Origin of the sequence: Reyranella sp. (assembly GCF_017305915.1) — a bacterium.
GTDB lineage: Bacteria > Pseudomonadota > Alphaproteobacteria > Reyranellales > Reyranellaceae > Reyranella.
In genome coordinates this window covers 317,612-335,568 of the sequence record NZ_JAFKJN010000018.1, presented here as the reverse complement: position 1 = coordinate 335,568, position 17,957 = coordinate 317,612, and the positions used below count along the sequence as shown (strand labels likewise).

The 17,957-nt window shown below is 68.9% G+C and carries 14 protein-coding genes; all 14 read left to right on the top strand.

From position 1 onward, the window contains the following. The first annotated feature begins 70 nt into the window (after positions 1–70). The 14 genes from J0J01_RS18760 to J0J01_RS18695 all read left to right on the top strand — a co-directional run bounded on the left by J0J01_RS18760 (position 71) and on the right by J0J01_RS18695 (position 17,665). The gene (locus J0J01_RS18760) at positions 71–1,396 is read left to right on the top strand and encodes a sugar transferase (protein WP_296383321.1); all 1,326 of its coding nucleotides are present in this window, start codon (positions 71–73) and stop codon (positions 1,394–1,396) included. A gap of 24 nt (positions 1,397–1,420) precedes the next feature. Next, positions 1,421–3,253, top strand: a complete 1,833-nt coding sequence (gene asnB, locus J0J01_RS18755) for an asparagine synthase (glutamine-hydrolyzing) (RefSeq protein WP_296383319.1) — start codon at positions 1,421–1,423, stop codon at positions 3,251–3,253. 19 nt (positions 3,254–3,272) lie between these two features. Further along, entirely contained in the window at positions 3,273–4,343 is a 1,071-nt protein-coding gene (locus tag J0J01_RS18750) for a glycosyltransferase family 4 protein (protein ID WP_296383317.1), read from the top strand. Further along, on the top strand, positions 4,343–5,572 hold the full coding sequence (locus J0J01_RS18745) for a glycosyltransferase (RefSeq protein ID WP_296383315.1): 1,230 nt from the start codon (positions 4,343–4,345) through the stop codon (positions 5,570–5,572). Before J0J01_RS18750 ends, J0J01_RS18745 begins: the two co-directional genes overlap by 1 nt. Then, positions 5,572–6,615 (top strand): glycosyltransferase, encoded by a 1,044-nt coding sequence (locus J0J01_RS18740; RefSeq protein ID WP_296383314.1) that lies wholly within the window; start codon positions 5,572–5,574, stop codon positions 6,613–6,615. The genes J0J01_RS18745 and J0J01_RS18740 overlap by 1 nt, the downstream gene beginning before the upstream one ends. Beyond that, positions 6,612–7,892 (top strand): hypothetical protein, encoded by a 1,281-nt coding sequence (locus tag J0J01_RS18735; protein WP_296383312.1) that lies wholly within the window; start codon positions 6,612–6,614, stop codon positions 7,890–7,892. The genes J0J01_RS18740 and J0J01_RS18735 overlap by 4 nt, the downstream gene beginning before the upstream one ends. Further along, a complete protein-coding gene (locus J0J01_RS18730) occupies positions 7,889–9,049 on the top strand; it encodes a glycosyltransferase family 4 protein (protein ID WP_296383310.1) in 1,161 nt (386 codons plus the stop codon). Before J0J01_RS18735 ends, J0J01_RS18730 begins: the two co-directional genes overlap by 4 nt. Then, the gene (locus tag J0J01_RS18725) at positions 9,046–10,554 is read left to right on the top strand and encodes a hypothetical protein (RefSeq protein WP_296383308.1); all 1,509 of its coding nucleotides are present in this window, start codon (positions 9,046–9,048) and stop codon (positions 10,552–10,554) included. The genes J0J01_RS18730 and J0J01_RS18725 overlap by 4 nt, the downstream gene beginning before the upstream one ends. Next, positions 10,551–11,390, top strand: a complete 840-nt coding sequence (locus tag J0J01_RS18720; RefSeq protein ID WP_296383307.1) for an ABC transporter permease — start codon at positions 10,551–10,553, stop codon at positions 11,388–11,390. The genes J0J01_RS18725 and J0J01_RS18720 overlap by 4 nt, the downstream gene beginning before the upstream one ends. Before the next feature lies 1 nt (position 11,391). Next, on the top strand, positions 11,392–12,717 hold the full coding sequence (locus tag J0J01_RS18715; protein ID WP_296383306.1) for an ABC transporter ATP-binding protein: 1,326 nt from the start codon (positions 11,392–11,394) through the stop codon (positions 12,715–12,717). Beyond that, a complete protein-coding gene (locus tag J0J01_RS18710) occupies positions 12,714–14,309 on the top strand; it encodes a hypothetical protein (protein ID WP_296383303.1) in 1,596 nt (531 codons plus the stop codon). Before J0J01_RS18715 ends, J0J01_RS18710 begins: the two co-directional genes overlap by 4 nt. A gap of 7 nt (positions 14,310–14,316) precedes the next feature. Next, positions 14,317–15,252 carry a glycosyltransferase family 2 protein gene (locus J0J01_RS18705; protein ID WP_296383301.1) on the top strand — a complete coding sequence of 312 codons (936 nt, stop codon included), beginning with the start codon at positions 14,317–14,319 and terminating at the stop codon, positions 15,250–15,252. Next, a complete protein-coding gene (locus J0J01_RS18700) occupies positions 15,249–16,613 on the top strand; it encodes a glycosyltransferase (protein WP_296383300.1) in 1,365 nt (454 codons plus the stop codon). The genes J0J01_RS18705 and J0J01_RS18700 overlap by 4 nt, the downstream gene beginning before the upstream one ends. Positions 16,614–16,780: 167 nt before the next feature. Next, positions 16,781–17,665, top strand: coding sequence for a glycosyltransferase family 1 protein (locus J0J01_RS18695; RefSeq protein ID WP_296383298.1), 885 nt, complete (start codon positions 16,781–16,783; stop codon positions 17,663–17,665). Positions 17,666–17,957 lie beyond the last annotated feature (292 nt).

Below are 17,957 nucleotides of genomic sequence, written 5' to 3'. Positions count from 1 at the left end.
CCGCGGGGGTGGGCCTCGCGTGACCTTGCGCGCGTAGCGGCGCGCCCCTGTGTTTGAAGGAGCGGTCATCTTGCGGAGAGCGATGCCGGCGGAGGCTGGAGGGCCTTCATCGGACGGCACGAAGCCGTCCCGCGCCGCGCCGGCGATCCGGTCGGCGCCGGAACGATTCTTCGAGACCTGGCTCGATGCGCTGGGCGGCTTCGTCTTTTGCGTCGTCCTGCCGATCCCGATCTATGCCACCGGCGAGCCCTTCGCCCAAGGCATCGGCGCCACCGAGCAGACCATTCTCGCGACCGCCGCGGCCTACGTGATCGTGTGGTACTGCGGCCGGCGGCTCGATGCGTTCCCACGGCCGACCCTGCAGGGCAACCTGGGCTACGTGGCGCCGGTCGCCGTGCTCGCCTATTCGGCGATCGCCGTCATCCTGGTGCTGATGCGCTCTGACTATTCGCGCGTGCAGCTGTTCGGCTCGGGCGTGCTCGCCATCCTGTGGATGGCCTTCGTGGCGCAGCTGCGCGGCCGCTACCTGGTGCGCAACTACGCCGTCGTGCCGGCGACGCTGATCGCCGAGATGCCGGAGGCCAAGGCCTGCCGATGGGTCACCTACGACGAGGTTCAGAAGATGGGCATCCGGGTCGATGCCATGGTGGCCGACCTCGGCCCCGACCTCACCGAGAGCCAGGCGTCGGCATTGGCAGGTGCTGCGATCGCCGGCGTGCCGGTGCTCGACCGGCGCTACATCGTCGAGGGCCTGACCGGCCGCACGCCGCTCGGCGGGCTGACGCCCAACGAATTCGGCGCGCTGCTGCCGTCGCGCCAGTACCTGGTGATCCGCCGCGGGCTGGAGATCCTGCTGACTGTGCTGATGCTGCCGATCCTGGTGCCGATCCTGGTGGTGCTGGCGCTGATCGTGCGCTTCGACAGCCCGGGGCCGATCTTCTTCCTGCAGGAGCGGGTGGGGCGGCGCGGCCGCGTCTTCCGCATGATCAAGTTCCGTACCATGCGGCACGGCGCCGGCGGACCGAGCTTCACCCAGGCCGTCGACGACCGCATCACCCGCGTCGGCCACATCCTGCGCCGCTTCCGGCTCGACGAGCTGCCGCAGCTCGTGAACGTGCTGCGCGGCGACATGAGCTGGGTCGGCCCCAGGCCCGAGGCGCTGACGCTCGATGTTCAGTATGTCCAGGATATTCCGCATTTTGCGCTAAGGGGAATCGTCCGTCCCGGCGTCACCGGCTGGGCGCAGATCAACCAGGGCTACGCGCACGAAGCCGAGGAAATGCGCCACAAGCTGGAGTACGATCTCTACTACCTGAAACACTGCTCGCTCTGGCTCGATGTGATGATCGTGCTGCGGACCTTCGCCGTCCTGCTCGGCGGCGCCGGCGCCCGCTAACACCTAGGTCGAACGCTCCCCAACATGTGCGGAATAGCCGGCCTCCACGCCTATCTCGACGTCGCCCCGCCGGTCGACCGCGCCGAGCTCGCCCGCATGAACGCCCGCATGGCGGCGCGCGGGCCCGACGGCAGCGGCGACTGGTTCTCCGACGACGGCCGCGTCGGCTTCACCCATCGGCGGCTGGCGATCATCGACCTGTCGGAGCGCGGCGCGCAGCCGATGCACAGCGCCGACGGGGCGCTCACCATCACCTTCAACGGCGAGATCTATAACTACAAGGAGCTGAAGGCCGAGCTCGCGGCCAAGGGCTATCGCTTCCGCTCCGACTCCGACACCGAGGTGCTGCTGCAGCTCTATGCCGATCGTGGGCCCTCGATGGTCGCGGCGCTGCGCGGCATGTTCGCCTTCGGCCTGTGGGATAGAGCGAAGCGGCAGCTCCTGCTGGCGCGCGATCCGCTCGGCATCAAGCCGCTGTACTACGCCGACGACGGCTGGACCGTGCGCTTCGCCTCGCAGGCCAAGGCGCTGCTGGCGGGAGGCGCGGTCAGCCGCGATCCCGATCCGGCGGGCATCGTCGGCTTCCATCTGCTGGGCAGCGTGCCCGAGCCGTTCACCGTATGGCGCGACATCCGGTCGGTGCCGGCCGGCGCCACCGTGCTGGTCGACGCCACCGGCCCGCACGCGCCGCACGTCTACTACAGCGTCGCGCAGTCGCTCGGTCGCCGTACGGGTATCGTCGGTGCCGACGAAGCGCGCCGCCAGCTCAGTGCCGCGGTGCACGATTCGGTTCGCCATCACCTCGTCGCCGACGTGCCGGTGGCGGTGTTCCTGTCGGCCGGCCTCGATTCCGGCGCGCTGCTCGGCACCATGGCCGAATTGGGCGTGCGCGATCCGCTCGCCGTCACGCTCTCCTTCGCCGAGTACATGGGCTTAGGCAACGACGAGGCGCCGCTCGCCGCCGAGATCGCCCGGCGCTACGGCGCGCGCCACGTCGTGCGCACCGTCGACCGCGCCGAGTTCGAGCGCGATCTGCCGGCGATCCTCGACGCGATGGACCTGCCGACCATCGACGGCATCAACACCTGGTTCGTCGCCAAGGCCGCGCGCGAGGCCGGCATCAAGGTGGCGCTGAGCGGGCTAGGCGCCGACGAGTGCCTCGGCGGCTATCCCTCGTTCCGCGAGGTGCCGCGCAGCGTCCACTGGCTGCGGCCGTTCCGCTTCGTGCCGGGCCTCGGCGCGCTGGTGCGCCGCCTGATGTCGTCCTCCATCGCCTCCGGCGCGCACCTGCATCCCAAGGCGGCGGGCGTGGTGCAGTACGGCGGCGACTGGGCGGGCGCCTATCTGCTGCGGCGCGGCGTCTACATGCCGTGGGAGCTCGACGGCCTGCTCGACCCGAAGCTGGTCGAGGAGGGGCTGCGTCGCCTGGCGCCGCTCAGCCACATCGCCGCCGAGCTGCAGGCGGGGCGGGGCCTCAGCGACTTCGACCGCGTCGCAGCGCTCGAGACGTCGCTCTATATGCGCAACCAGTTGCTGCGCGACGCCGACTGGGCCGGCATGGCGCAGTCGATCGAGATCCGCGTGCCTTACGTCGATCCGTTCTTCCTTGCCGCCTTGCCGCCGGGCGACGTGCTGGCCGCGATCAAGGCCAAGGAGGCGGTGGCCGACGTGCCGCAGCCGCCCTTGCCCGACGCGAGCCGCGCGCGGCCCAAGACCGGCTTCACCACGCCGGTCGGCCGCTGGATGCACGACGCTTCCAGCGCCTCGGGCGGCGCCAGCGATATCGGCTTCTCCAGCGCCTCGCGCGTCTGGGCCCGGCGCGTCTGGCAGGCCGGCTGGACCGGCTCCGCGGCCTGACCCGCCCATGACCGCACGCATGCTCGCTCTCGTCAGCGATTGTTACGGCATGGGCGGCGGCATCGCCCGCTACAACCAGGACCTGTTCGAGGCCCTGGCCGAAGGCGGCGCGCGCATCCTGGTGCTGCCCCGCAAAGGCGACGCCAAGGGCATCGCGTTGCCGGCCGGCATCGAGCAGCAGCCGCCGATTTTCGGCAGTTTGCGCTATTCGCTCAATGCGCTGTGGACGGCATGGCGGCGCGGGCCGTTCGATACGGTGTTCTGCGGCCATGCCTTCATGGCGCCGGTCGCCTGGCTCGCCGCTCGCCTGATCGGCGCGCGCTACTGGCTGCAGGTGCATGGCACCGAGATCTGGACCTCGCAGCCCGCGTTGCGCCGCCGCGCCATCGAGGCCGCCGACCTGGTGACGGCGGTGAGCCGCGGCACGCGCGCGATCCTGCTGCGCTGGGTCGACTTGCCGCCGCACAAGGTGCGGGTGCTGCCCGACACGGTGCAGGACAAGTACCAGCCGGGTCCCGCCTCCGACGCGCTGCGCGAGAAGCTGGCGCTGGGGCCGGGCCCGATCCTGCTGACCGTCGGCCGCATGTCGGCCGGCGAGCGCTACAAGGGACATCAAGAGGTGTTCGGCGCCCTGCCGGCGGTGCGCGCCAAGTATCCGACGGCGGTGCATGCCGTGGCGGGCGGCGGCGACGATCGCGCCTGGCTCGAGCAGCGCGCGCTCGCGCTGGCTGGGCCGGATGCCGTGCGCTTCCTGGGCTTCGTGCCGGAGGAGGAGCTGCTCGATCTCTATCGCCTCGCCGATCTCTACGTCATGCCGAGCACACAGGAAGGCTTCGGCATCGCCTATCTCGAGGCGGCAGGCTGCGGCGTGCGCGTCGTCGGCGGCGTGGGCGGCGGCAGCGCCGACGCGGTGCCCGAGCGGATCGGCGCACTGGTCGATCCGTCCGACCGCGAGGCGCTGGCGGCGACGATCCTCGACCAGCTCGGCCGTGGCCGCGCCGATCCCGCCGCCGTCGAGCCGTATCGCCGCAAGCATTTTGGCGCGGCGGCGCAGCGCCTGCTGGCCCGCTTCGTCGAGGAGAGGCGCTGATGGCGCGCCGCATCTGCCTCGTGACGCCCGGCAATCTCGCCGCCAATCCGCGCATCGTGAAGGAAGCCGATGCGCTGCAGGACGCTGGCTATGAGGTCACCGCGGTGGTGTCCGACTACTCGCAGGGCCTGCGCCGCTTCGACGACGAGATCAGCGGCCAGGCGAGGTGGCGTGTGGTTCGCGCCCCGCGCGCCTCGAGCGAGCGCTATGTCCGCGCCGCGGCGCGCGTCGCGGCAAAGGTGATCGACGGCGTCGGCGTCAGCATTCCGTCGGCGATCGCCGCACCCGCGTCGGGCGGACCGGTCGCGATCCTGCGCGAAGCCGCCTGCGGCGTGGCGGCCGACCTCTACATCGCGCACTACACCGCGGCGCTGCCCGCGGCCGGCGCCGCAGCCGAGCGCTACGGCGCGCTGCTCGGCTTCGATGCCGAGGATTTCCATTCGGGCGAAGGCGACGGCTCGCCGGCCGAGTCGCTGCGCATGGCGACGGTGCGGGCCGTCGAAGCCAAGTGGCTGCCGCGCTGCAAGCATCTCACCGCCGCGTCGCCGCTGATCGCCAAGGCCTATGCCTCGGCCTATGGCGTGCAACCGGTGTCGGTGCTGAACGTCTTTCCGCTCAAGATGGCGCCGCACCAGCCGGCCGCGCCGCGTCCTGCCGGGGCGCCGCTGCGCGCCTACTGGTTCTCGCAGACCATCGGTCTCGATCGCGGATTGCAGCCCTTTCTGCAAGCGATGGCCGTGGCTCGCACAAGCATCGAGCTCGACCTGCGCGGCGCCGATCCGTGGGCCCATGGCGCGGCCTTGCTGGCGATGGCGCGCGACCTCGGCCTCGCCGACCGCGTGCGCGTGCTGCCGATGGCCTCGCCGGACGAGATGGTGCGGCTGGCAGCCGCCTACGACCTCGGCCTGTCGCTGGAGACCGACGTGAGCGAGAACCGCCGGCTCTGCCTCACCAACAAGATCTTCACCTATCTGCTGGCCGGCGTGCCGGTGGTGATGAGCGACACGCCCGCCCAGCGCCAGCTCGCGCCCGATCTCGGCGAGGCGGCGGCCGTGGTGTCGCTGTCCGATCCCGCGGGCATCGCGATGGCGCTCGACCGACTCGCCGGCGGCCTCGAGGCTGCCAAGGCGCACGCCACGCGGCTCGGCCGCGAGCGCTACAACTGGGAGACCGAGAAGCGGGCGTTGCTGGCCTCGGTCGAGACCGCGTTCGCGCGAGGAGGGCGTTGATGCGCCTCCTGCTGACCGCCGATCCCGAGATCGAGGTGCCGCCGCGTCTCTATGGCGGCATCGAGCGCATCGTCGACGTGCTGGTGCGCCGCCTGAAGGCCAAGGGCCATCAGGTCGGCCTGGTGGCACGCGAGGGCTCGACATGTTCGGCCGACGTCTTCTATCCCTGGCCGGGCAAGAGCTCTTTGTCGCGCGGCGACACGGTCTCGAACACACTGGCCTTGTGGAAGGCCAAGCGCGACTTCCGGCCTGACCTGGTGCACAGCTTCTCGCGCATCGCCTACCTGACGCCGCATCTGCGCGGTCGCGTGCCGCTGGTGATGTCGTTCCAGCGCGAGCCGACGCCGCGCACCGTGGGCTTCGCGAGCAGGCTCGCCGCGCCCGGTACGCTGACCTTCACCGGCTGCAGCGAATACATCGCACGCAACGGCCGGCCGAGCGGCGGCGAATGGCTGGGCATCCCCAACTTCGCCGACACCGAGAGCCTGCATTTCAGCCCGAGCGTGCCGGCCGACGCGCCGCTGGTCTTCCTGAGCCGCGTCGAGGAGATCAAGGGCGCGCATTGGGCGATCGAGATCGCGCGTCGCACCGGCAACAAGCTGATCATCGCGGGCAACCATTCCGACAGCGGGCCGGAAGGCCAGTACTGGCGCGACAAGATCGTGCCCGAGATCGGCCGCGACGGCGTCGAGTATGTCGGCCCGGTCGACGACGTGCAGAAGGACAAGCTGTTGGGCGGCGCCAGGGCGATGGTCGTGCCGATCCGCTGGAACGAGCCGTTCGGCATCGTGTTCGCAGAGTCGCTGGCCTGCGGCACGCCGGTGATCTCCTGCCCGACCGGCGCGCTGCCCGAGATCGTGCGGCCGGGCGTCGAGGGCTTCCTGATCGAATCGATCGCGGAGGGCTGCGACGCGGTGGCCAAGCTTGGCAGGATCGATCGCGCCGCCTGCCGCAAACGCGCGGTCGAGCACTTCTCCGCCGAGGCCGTGCTGGCTCGCTATCTCGAGCTCTACACGCGCCTGGTCGCGAGGAAGGCCAAGTGACCCGGCGCCTCGTCCTCGCGAGCAGCCATTTCGCGCCCAGCAACCTGGTCGGCGGCCATCGCGCGCGGCTGCTGTCGCGCTACCTGCCGGAGTTCGGCTGGGAGCCGATCGTGGTCACCGGCGATCCGCGACACTACCAGGAGCGGCCCGATCCCGATCTGCTGCGCCTGGTCGCGCCCAGCCTCGAGGTGGTGCATGCCTCGACCCTGCCGCACCAGCCGCTGGTCGGCGATGTCGGGATTCGCGCCTTCTGGGGCGCCTACCGCGCGATCGCCAAGCTGGTGCGCGAGCGTGCCGCCGACTTCTTGATGGTGACCATCCCGTCGAACTTCTTCGCGCCGCTCGGCCGGCTGGTCCATCGCCGCTTCGGCGTGCCGTTCGGCATCGACTACCAGGATCCGTGGGTCGCCTACTGGCCGGGCGTCGAGCGCAAATTCTCGCGCGCCTGGGGCTCCTACACGCTGGCGACGATGCTCGAGCCGTGGTCGGTGAAGGGTGCCGCGCTGATCACCGGCATGGCGCCGGGCTATGTCGCGGGCATGCTCGAGCGCAATCCCGAGGTCGCGAGGAACGCCGTCGTCGCCACCATGCCGATGGGCAGCGCGCCGGAAGACTTCGCTCTGGTGAGCGCGCTGCACCGCGCGCCCTTCCTGTTCGATCCGGCCGACGGCCGCTTCCACATGGTCTATGCTGGCGCGATGCTGCCGGCGGGCTTCGTCGTGCTCGACGCCTTCCTGTCCGGATTGCGGGCGCTGAAGCAGAGCGCGCCGGCGGTCGCCGACAAGGTGCGGGTGCATTTCGTCGGCACCGGCACCTCGCCCGACGATCCGAACGGCCACCAGGTGTTGCCGCGCGCGCGCGCTGCCGGCGTGACCGACATGGTCGACGAGCATCCGCATCGCATCGGCTACGTCGACACGCTCAATCACTTCCGGCAGTGCAGCGCCGTGCTGGTGCTCGGCTCGACCGAGCGGCACTACACGCCGTCGAAGGTCTTCCAGGCGATCCTGTCGCAGCGGCCGGTGTTCGCGATGCTGCATGCCGAGAGCACGGCGACCGGCATGATCGAGCAAGTCGAGACGGGCAGGGTGCTGCCGCTCACCGAAAACGCCATGCCCGAGCCTTCAGCGGTGGCATCGGCGCTGACGGCGATGGTCGAGATGCCACGCGCCGTGCCGGCGACGATCGACGACTCGTTCGAGCCCTTGTCGGCGCGCGCTTCGGCGCGGGCGTTTGCGGAGGCGCTGGACCAGGCTTGTGTGCGGGGGCAGCGATGAGCCTGCGCCTCGGCTTCCTGGTCAGCCACCCGATCCAGTACTACGCGCCGATCTTCCGCGCGTTGGCCGAGCGCTGCGACCTCTCGGTCTTCTTCGCCCATCGCCAGACCGGCGAGGGGCAGGCCAAGGCAGGCTTCGGCATCGCCTTCGACTGGGACGTCGACCTGCTGGCCGGCTACCGGAGCACTTTCCTGACGAACGTCGCGCGCCAGCCCTCGACCGACCGTTTCAGCGGCTGCGACACGCCCGGGATCGCCCAGGAGATCGCGCGCGGCCGCTTCGATGCCTTCGTCGTGCCGGGCTGGGGTCTGCGCACCTATCTGCAGGCGGTGCGCGCCTGCCGCCGCGCGCGGGTACCGGTCATGGTGCGGGGCGATTCGCAGTTGCCGGGCCAGCGCAGCACTGCTGTTCGCCTCGCCAAGGCACTGTTCTACCGGCGCATGATGCGGCGATTCGACGGCTACCTCTATGTCGGCCAGCGCAGCCGCGCGTACTTCGAGCACTACGGCGCGCCGATGTCGCGGCTGTTCTTCGCGCCGCATTGCATCGACAACCAGGCCTTCACCCACGACCGTCCGGCGCGCCGCACGCCCGACGGCCGGCGGCGGCTGCTGTTCGCCGGCAAGCTGATCGAGCGCAAGCGGCCGCTCGACCTCGTCCGGGCGGCGGCGCTGCTGCAGGGCCGCGGCGCCAAGGTCGAGGTCGCCTTCGCAGGCTCGGGCGAGCTCGAGGCCGAATTGAAGCGCGCCACCGAGGCAGCCGGCCTACCCGCCGTGTTCCACGGTTTCGTCAACCAGAGCGCGCTGCCCGCCACCTACGCCGCGGCCGACCTGCTCGCCCTGCCGTCGGACGCGCGCGAGACCTGGGGGCTGGTCGTCAACGAAGGTATGGCCTGCGGCCTGCCGGCGGTCGTGTCGGACGCGGTGGGCTGCGGTCCTGACCTGATCGAGGAGGGCGCCACGGGCGCAGTCTTTCCGCTCGGCGACATCGAGGGGCTGGCGGGAGCGCTGGCGCGCACGCTTGCCCTCGATCCCGCGCGCAGCGGCGAGGCAATCAGGGCGCGACTGGCCGTCTATTCGCCCCGTCGCACGGCACAAGGTATTATGGATGCTGCCACCGCCCTTCGGCGGCTCGCAGGGAACGAGACAGGGCTTTGAGAGCGACAAGACGACAACAAGCGCCGCTGGGGGCGAAGCTGGCGAGGCCAGAGCGGTTCACGACGCTCAGTTACGGCTTCCTCGAGCAGGTGTTCCTGTTCATGGGGGTCGGCCTGTTCGTCCTCGGCCTGTTCTCCAAGGACCCCGTCGCCTTCGCCGTCGGCGGCATGACGCCGTACGCGATGGTGCGGATCGTCGGCCGCCCCAACATGCCGGTTGCCGTCGTCTACATGCTGCTGTGGCAATGGGCGCAGGTCTTCGCGCGGGCGATACAGACGTTGCCGGACGGCGAGGCCCTGGGCGGCGGCATTTTCGGCCCCAACGTGGAGCGGGCCTACTGGTACATGCTCTCGAGCGTCGTGGTCCTGGCGATTGCGATGCGGGTGACGCTCGGCACCCTGCCCGAGCCGACGCCCCAGGCGCGGTCCTGGCACGCGCGCTGGCAGCCGCGCGACCTGATCTCGGTCTATGTCGCGACGCTCGCCCTCGCGGTGCTCCTGCGGTTCAGCGGCCTGATGTCCGGTGCCCTCGAGCAGCCGTTGACGGCGGTGCTTCACCTCAAGTCGCTGGCGCTGTTCCTGCTGTTCGCCAACGTGCTGACGACCGGTCGCGGCGGCGGCTTCATGACGTGGGTCGTGCTGTTCGAGGTCGTCAACGGCTTCGCCGGCATCCTGGCGGACTTCAAGTCGGTCTTCTTCTTCCTGGCCCTGGCGGCGCTCGCGGTGCGCATCCGCTGGACGGTCACGATGGGCATCGGCTCGGTCGTCTGGGGCACGGTGCTGATCTTTCTCGCGGTCTTCTGGACCGGCGTGAAGATGGAGTATCGCCAGTTGGCGACCGGTTCGGAGGAATCGCAGGCCGTCACGGCGTCGCTCAGCGACCGTCTGGGCTATCTCGGCAGCCGCGCCGTTTCCCCGAGCAGCGTCGACTGGGGCGAGTCGGGCTACTTGCTGCTGATCCGTTTCGCCTATGTCGACATCACCGGCTCGGTGATCACCGTGCAGGAAGCGTCACCCGAGCCGCAGGCGATGCGGCAGTGGAGCGATGCGCTGGCCCACGTGCTGCAGCCGCGCTTCCTGTTCCCCGGCAAGGCCGCCCTGTCGGACAGCGACGTCTATGTCCGGCTGGCCAAGGGCGATCCGACCGAGGAAGTGCGCGCCGGCACCTCGATCAGCGTCGGCTATATCGGCGAGAACTACGCCGATCTCGGCTTCCCGGGCATGCTGCTCGGCATCATGGTCATCGGGCTCGGGGTCGGGCTCGTCTGCCGGTACTTCATGACCCGCAAGAACCTGCCCTGGATGGTCCGGGAAGGCACCGTGCTAGTGATCATCTACTCCTCGGTGAACACCGTGGAAGCGTCGCTGCCGAAGCTGCTGGGCGCCATCATCATGGTGTCGATCGTCTTCATCGTCATCGTACGCTTCGGGTATCCGCGCGTGCTGCAGTGGCTCGACCGCCCGGCCGGCGGAGCCCGGCGCGTCGTGCGACGAGCGCAGACATGAATGCACAAGCAAAGGCCCCGTACGTCGTCCTCGAAGCGGGGCGGGCCGATCGGCAGTACTGGCAGGACTTCTGGCGCTTCCGCGAGCTTCTCCTGATCCTCGCCTGGCGCGACGTGTCGGTGCGCTACCGGCAGACCACCGTCGGCATCGCCTGGGCGTTCATCCGCCCGTTCCTCACCACCGTGGTGTTCACGGTCGTGTTCGGCCACATCGCCAGGGTGCAGCCCGACAATGCAGTGCCCTACGCGCTGGTGGTAATCGGCGGGCTGCTGCCCTGGACCCTGTTCGCCTCGGTGCTGGGCGACGCGTCGAGCAGCGTCATCTCCAACGCCAACCTGATCAGCAAGGTCTACTTCCCGCGCCTGATCGTGCCGCTCGCCACCGTGCTGGTCGCGCTGATCGACTTCGCCGTCAGCCTGTCGATCCTGGCGCTGCTGATGCTGTGGTACGGGGTCGTGCCGGGCTGGCAGATCCTGCTGCTGCCGCTGTTCGTGGCGCTGGCGCTGCTCGCGAGCCTGGGGCCCGCGATCTGGGCGTCGGCGATCGTGGTCAAGTACCGCGACTTCCGCTTCGTCGTGCCGTTCGTGCTGCAGTTCGGCCTCTACGTCTCGCCGGTCGGTTTCCCGAGCTCGGTCGTGCCGGAGAAATGGCGGCTGCTCTACAATCTCAATCCGATGGTCGGGATCATCGACGGCTTCCGCTGGTGCATCGTCGGCGGCGACAGCCCGATCTACTGGCCGGGCTTCCTCATCAGCCTCGGCGTGATGGTCTTCTTCCTGTGGCTCGGCATCAGCACCTTCCGGCGGATCGAGCGCGGCTTCGCGGACATCATCTGAAATGAGCGACACCGTCATCCGCGCCGAAGGCCTGAGCAAGAAGTTCGTCATCGGCCATCAGGTCGAGCAGGACCCCCTGCTGCGCGAGGCGATGACGCGCGGCGCCCGCGCCCTGATCCGCCGCAGCGTCGACCTCGTCAAAGGCCGCGCGTCCGGCCTGCCGGCCGCCACCGAGGAGTTCTGGGCGCTGCGCGACGTCAATTTCGAGATCAAGCGCGGCGAGCTGGTCAGCATCATCGGCCACAACGGCGCCGGCAAGTCGACCCTGCTCAAGGTGCTGTCGCGCATCACCGAGCCGACCGAAGGCCGGGTCGCGATCGCCGGCCGGGTCAACAGCCTGCTCGAGGTCGGCACCGGCTTCCATCCCGAGCTGACCGGCCGCGAGAACATCTTCTTGAACGGCGCCATCCTAGGCATGAGCCGCGCCGAGATGAAGGCCCGCTTCGACGAGATCGTCGAGTTCTCGGGCGTCGCCAAGTTCATCGACACGCCGGTCAAGCGCTACTCGGTCGGCATGTACGTCCGCCTCGCCTTCGCCGTCGCCGCCCATCTCGAGGCCGAGATCCTGGTGGTCGACGAGGTGCTCTCGGTCGGCGATGCCGAGTTCCAGTCCAAGTGCATCAATCGCATGTCCGAGGTCGCCGGCAGCGGCCGCACCGTGCTGTTCGTCAGCCACAACTTCGCCGCGGTGCGGGCGCTGACCAAGCGCAGCATCGTGCTTGAAGCCGGGCGGCTCACCTTTGACGGTCCGGTCGAGGCGGGCCTCGCTTTCTACACGGCGTCGCTCGGCCGGGCCGGCCATGTGCGCGATTGGGGCCATGGCCAGGAGGCCAGCCTGGTCGAGGCCGAGCTGCTCGACGAGCAGGGGGCGGCGACCGATCACTTCACCCCCGGCACGCCGCTGCGGCTCCGGATCGCGATCGAGACGACCGGCGCGCCCGGCATGGCGTTCAGCGTCACCCTGCGCGACCAGCACAATCTGCCGATCGGCTCCTATGCCTCGGGGACCTTCAACAGCGTGACGCTGCCGACCGCGGCCGGGCGCTACGAATGCACGGTGGCGCTGGATCCGCTGTTCCTTGCAGCCGGCGAGTACAGCATCGACCTGCAGACCGCGAGCTCGGGGATCGTCGTCGACCACAAGGTCGACAGCGCGCTGCAGTTCGTCGTCACCGGCTGCAACCCCGGCGACATCGGCTACGACTTCCGCCAGGACCAGGGTGTCGGCAACCTCGCGCTGCGGCTGACGGCGCCGCTCGAGTTCAGGCGCGTCGCGGCCCGCACGGAGCGTGACCCTCAGCCGGTCGGCGGAAACAGCGCGCGATGACCAGTCCTTCGGCTGTCGAAGGCCGCGCCCATCTCGCCCCTGCGAGTTCCCGGACGTGGCTTCTGGCGAGCGCCGTGGCCGGCGCGTCATGGTTCGTCGTCGACGGCCTGCTCCTGCCGCCGGCCTTCGGCGGCACCGACATCTACTACTTCAAGGATGCCGGGATAAATCTGGTCTCGGGCCTCGGCTTCGTTTCGCGGTTCACTTTCGGCAATCCGACCTTCCTGGATCAGGTCTACGCGCAATATCCGCCGATCTATCCGCTTCTCTTCGGACTGTTCGCAAAGCTGTTCGGAATCTCGGCCGTCACCAATCAGGCCTTCAATGCCGCGGTCGGCGTGGCGCTCGGCCTTGCCGGCTTCCTCGCTGTGAGGCCCTTGATTGCCCGCGAGTTCCCGCGCCTTGGGCCGGTGTTGCTTGCGTCTCTCCTGACGATCTCGGTCGTCGCTTCGCTTTTCCTGCCGGGCGTGGATCGGCCGGATGGGCTCGGCATCTGCCTCGGCTTGGCGGGGTTGGTCGTCTTTCGTCGACAAGCGCTCGGCCCCGGGGCGGTCGCCGCCGGCATCCTGTGCGGCGTCGCTCTGCTCGTGTCGCCGTTTGCCGGAGGGCTGGGGCTGATCGTCGTCGGCATCGTCGTCCTGGACCGTTACTGGCGCGAGAAGGGGCTGGTCGCGGCCATCGCGGGAGGGCTTCGGACCGTGGCGGGCGCGCTCGGCGTTCTGGTTGTCGGCGCCAGCCTCATGGTTCTGTTCTTTCCGGCGTGGCTGCCGGCCTTTGCCGGTGTCTTCCTGGGAACGACCACCCAGAACGAGACAGGAGGCGGCTACTTCCTGGCCTTGCTGCGCGGCGAGTTCGGAGTTTGGCTCGGGGCGTTTCCCGTGGGCGACCCGTATTATTTCGTGGCGCTCAGCAAATTCGTTTTCGTCCTGGTCGTGCTCGTCGCCGCCGCCATCGTCGATTGCCTGCGTTCCGGCCGAAGCGCTTTGGCCTCGGCGATCGTGCCGTTGATCGTCATCAGCCCGCTTTGCCTGATCGTGATGCCTTATCAGGGAAACTATCCGCCGATGTCGGCCGCCCTGGTGCTGGGTGCCATCGCGGGCGTTGCGCTCGGCATCCCGCCGACGTCGAGACGGATCCATGCCGTGGCGGTCCTGATCGGTTTCGCCGGGGTGTGTCTCCTGAGCCTGCCGGAGAGAGTTCGAGATACGAACGTTCGGATCGCCACGCGGGGATCGATGCGGCCTGCCGTGGAGGCCATCGATCAGCTGCGCGACAGGCTTCGCGGCAGCGACGCGTTCCTGGCGGTATCACCGGCGAACTACATTCTGTGGCGGCAGGAAGGCTTGCGACCTCTGATCACCACGTACTCCGGCCTCGGCCATCCCGAGCACCGCCAGCGGCTCCTCTATGTCGTCGCTTCCTATGGCGGATCGGGAGATCGAATGGCGCCGCAGCTTCCATCTTGGTTGACCGATAAGGAATATCGCCTCGTCCATCAGCCGAGCCTGCCGCAGCAGGTCTCGATCCTCGGGCTGTTCACGACCAACAGCAGCTGGACCTGGGAAAGCGCCATCTATCGGCGCAAGGACTGAGGTCGAGATGGTCGACGTCTCGATCATCATCCCGACGTTCAATCGGCTGTGGGATTTGCCCAAGGCGGTCGATTCCTGCTTTTCGCAGGGCTGCAACGTCGAGGTCATCGTCGTCGACGACGGCAGCACCGACGGCACGTGGGAATGGTTGCAGACCCGACAGGACGTTGTAAGTATCCGACAGGAGAATTGGGGAAAGGATTGGGCGGTCGTGGCGGGTGTGGCTGCGGCCCGAGGAGATTACATTCGGTTCCTGGATTCCGACGACTGGCTCGAGCCCCAGGCGAACGTCGAGCAGCGCGCGCTCGCGCGCGAAACCGGCGCAGACATCGTCGTCGCCGGATACCAGGACTATTACGAGGACGATGATCGGCTCGAGCCGCATCCCTGGGTCGACTGCGACGACTTCGTTGCCCAGCAGTTCGGCGAGGTGAGCTTCTCGCACTACTCGGCCTTCCTGTTTCGCCGCGCGTTCATCGCCGACATTCCGCACCGCCAGGAGTTCGCGCTGCGCGACGATCGCATGTTCGTGCTCGAGGCGGCGATCAAGGGGCCGCGGCTCGCGGTCTACGACAAGCCGGCGTTCGTGCATCGCCATCATCGCCGCGGCCGGCTGCAGGGCACCGCGGGGTTCCAGCGCAGCCTCGCGCACTGGACCAACATCGAGGTCTACCGCAAGGCGGCGGCGCTGCTGGAGCGCAGGGGCGAGTTGACGCCGCGCCGGCGGCGGGCGGCGGTGTCCTATGTCTGGCCGGTCGTGCGGACGCTGGCCAAGACGCAGCTCGACGAGGCGACGCGGGCCGCCGAGTGGATCTTCGCGCTCGATCCCGACTTCGCGCCGCCGGAGCGTGCGCCGATCCAGTGGGCCTACCGGATGTTCGGCTTCCGGCGGACGGAAAGCCTCATCCGCATCTGGGCGCTCTTTCGAAGGCCGGCCGGATGACCCCGCCGGCGCGAGTCGCCCATTGCGTGGGCTTCTATTTCCCCGACCAGGTGGGCGGCACGGAAGTCTATGTGCAGGATCTCCTGTCGGAGCTCGCCAAGCTGTCGGTCGACGGCCACGTCGTCGCGGCGACCAACGAGCGGTTCCGCGAGTACGAGTGGGAGGGCATTCGCGTCGCGCGCTATCCCAGCAACTGGGCGGATGTTCGCGAGTACGCGCCGTCGCGTCCGCACGCGGGCCTGAGCAAGTTCCAGGAGCTGGTGCTCGAGAACCGTCCGGACATCTTCCATCTTCATTCCTGGACCAGCGGCGCGGGCCTCGAGCACCTGTCGCAGATCGCTCGGCTCGGCATTCCCTGCGTGGTCACCATGCATGTGCCGTCGGCGCTGTGCATGCGCGGCACCATGCTGCTGCATGGTCGCAAGGCGTGCGACGGCCTGATCGAGGAGAAGCGCTGCGCCCAGTGCTGGTCGGAGCAGCGCGGCCTGCCGTCGTCGATTGCCTTCGCGATGTCACGGCTGCCGCGCATGTCGTTCGCGGGCGGCTCGACCTCCAAGGTTCTGTCGCGTGCGGTGACCCTGCTGTCGGCCCGCTCGCGCGCCCTCGTCCAGGCGCACGAGCTGCGCCAGATGGCCGACCTCAGCGAGGTGATCGTGGCGCCGAGCGGCTGGGTCCATGACGGCCTGCTGGCCAACGGCATTGCCGCCGACAAGCTCACGGTCTCGCGTCAGGGCGTCACCCTTGCGCTGGTGCGCGAGGCCGCGCGCACGCCGCCGCGGCCCAAGTCGGCGGAGCTCAAGGTCGGTTTCATCGGCCGGCTGGAGCATTACAAGGGCGCGCACATCCTGATCGAGGCGATGAACCGCCTGCCGCCCCAGGTGCCGGCCCGGCTGCTGATCGCCGGTAGCGGCACCGAGCCGCACTATCTGAAGCAGCTCACGGCGGCCTGGGACGGCGACAAGCGCATCGAGTTCCTGGGGCCGATCACGCGCGGGGAGGTGCCCGACTTCCTGCGCCGGCTCGACGTGCTGGCCGTGCCGTCCAACTACATGGAGACCGGGCCGCTGGTCGTGCTGGAGGCGCAGGTGTTCGGCATCCCGGTGATGGGCGCGGATCTCGGCGGCATCTCGGAGCGCATCCGCGACGGCGTCGACGGCTGGCTGCTGCCCTTCGACGACAGCGGCGCCTGGGCCGCGGCGATCCAGGAGATCGCGCTCGACCGGGGCAAGCTCGAGCAGCGTGCCGCCGGTGTCGGCCGCACGCGCACGATGGCCGACGTTGCCGGCGACATGGCTGAGCTTTATCGAAGCATCCTGCAGCGACGACCAGAAGTGCAGAACGAAGCGCTGCAGCGCCAGTGAATCTGTGATACTAGAGCCCCGTGTTTCACGGGGGAGCGAGGCTCGAATGCCTCCGCGGGCAGTGGCAGGTGACGGTTCGGAAGCCGCTTAGCATTTTCTTCCGGGAGGAAGATGCCGACCGCTGGCTTCCTTTCGACCATTATCCTCGCCGCGTCATACGCTTCCTGGTGCGCGGCCCGCAGCAACCCGGCGGCGCGCGGCGGGTATTCCTGAACCTGACCCGGGGCCTCGACCGCATCGGCGTTGCTCACCGGGTCAACGACTTCCGCCACATGCGCCAGCATGAGGAGGAGCCGGTCTGCCTGATCGGCCAGCCGCAGCTCCTGCGCAGCTTCCGTCCTCACACGCCGCTGCTCTTCGGCCCCGCGCTCTACAACCATCCGGTCGACGACGAAGCGCTGCCACGGCGCCACGCCATCCGGCGGATCGTGGTGCCGAGCCCGTGGGTGAAGGAGATGTTCTCCAAGGTCTGGCCGAACCTCGTCTCGGTGTGGCCGGTGGGCATCGACACCGAGACTTGGTTGCCCGCTGCGGGCACCACCAAGGACATCGACGTGCTGGTCTACGAGAAGCTGTTCCGCGATCGCCATCGGATCGCGTTGGTCGAGCCGATGATCGCCGAGCTGCGCCGTCGGGGGCTTTCGGTGTCCTATCTGCGCTACGGCTTCTACCGCGAGCCCGAGTTGCTCGCGCTGAGCAGGCGGGCGAAGTCGATGATCTATCTCAGCCCGCACGAGACGCAGGGCATCGCCGTCGAGCAGATGATGGCGGCCAACGTGCCGGTCATGGCCTGGGATCCCGGCGGCGACTGGCAGAGCCTCGACTACCTGCTGCGCGGCGTGCGCTTCGGGCCGGTGACCAGCGTGCCCTACTGGGACGATCGCTGCGGCGTGAAGTTCACCAACCTCGAGGATTTCCGCGCGGCGCTGGCCCGCTTCTGGCCCGGCGTGCAGCGCGGCAGCTTCGCGCCGCGCCAGATGATCCTCGACAACGGCCTGACGCTGGAGACGGCGGCGCAGGCCTATGTCGATCTGGTCGACAAGTATCTCTGAAGGTGTAGATAAGCCTGCGCGGGCGACCCTCATTATGGGCAATGGAACGCGAATCGCCTCCTGATTTTCTTGACGAAAAATCGCGGCCATTGCCCTTATTTGGAGTCGGGCGCGCCTTGCTGCAGTGTGGCGCACATGACGATGCCCGTTTTTTGTCCGAACCGCCGTGTGCCAGGGGCATGGAGAACGTGGGCGCGAAAAGGTGGGACCTCTCAAAAAAATTTTGGGACTCAGAGACCTTCGATGCCGATGCCATCGGCATCGAAGCCGTCCCAGGCCCCCTTGGGACGGG

Excerpts from the sequence above, each read along its gene's own strand:
- J0J01_RS18720 (WP_296383307.1), top strand. The coding sequence starts at position 10,551 with ATGAATGCACAAGCAAAGGCCCCGTACGTCGTCCTCGAAGCGGGGCGG.
- J0J01_RS18710 (WP_296383303.1), top strand. The coding sequence starts at position 12,714 with ATGACCAGTCCTTCGGCTGTCGAAGGCCGCGCCCATCTCGCCCCTGCG.
- J0J01_RS18745 (WP_296383315.1), top strand. The coding sequence starts at position 4,343 with ATGGCGCGCCGCATCTGCCTCGTGACGCCCGGCAATCTCGCCGCCAAT.
- asnB (WP_296383319.1), top strand. The coding sequence starts at position 1,421 with ATGTGCGGAATAGCCGGCCTCCACGCCTATCTCGACGTCGCCCCGCCG.
- J0J01_RS18700 (WP_296383300.1), top strand. The coding sequence starts at position 15,249 with ATGACCCCGCCGGCGCGAGTCGCCCATTGCGTGGGCTTCTATTTCCCC.
- J0J01_RS18750 (WP_296383317.1), top strand. The coding sequence starts at position 3,273 with ATGCTCGCTCTCGTCAGCGATTGTTACGGCATGGGCGGCGGCATCGCC.
- J0J01_RS18740 (WP_296383314.1), top strand. The coding sequence starts at position 5,572 with ATGCGCCTCCTGCTGACCGCCGATCCCGAGATCGAGGTGCCGCCGCGT.
- J0J01_RS18730 (WP_296383310.1), top strand. The coding sequence starts at position 7,889 with ATGAGCCTGCGCCTCGGCTTCCTGGTCAGCCACCCGATCCAGTACTAC.
- J0J01_RS18705 (WP_296383301.1), top strand. The coding sequence starts at position 14,317 with ATGGTCGACGTCTCGATCATCATCCCGACGTTCAATCGGCTGTGGGAT.
- J0J01_RS18715 (WP_296383306.1), top strand. The coding sequence starts at position 11,392 with ATGAGCGACACCGTCATCCGCGCCGAAGGCCTGAGCAAGAAGTTCGTC.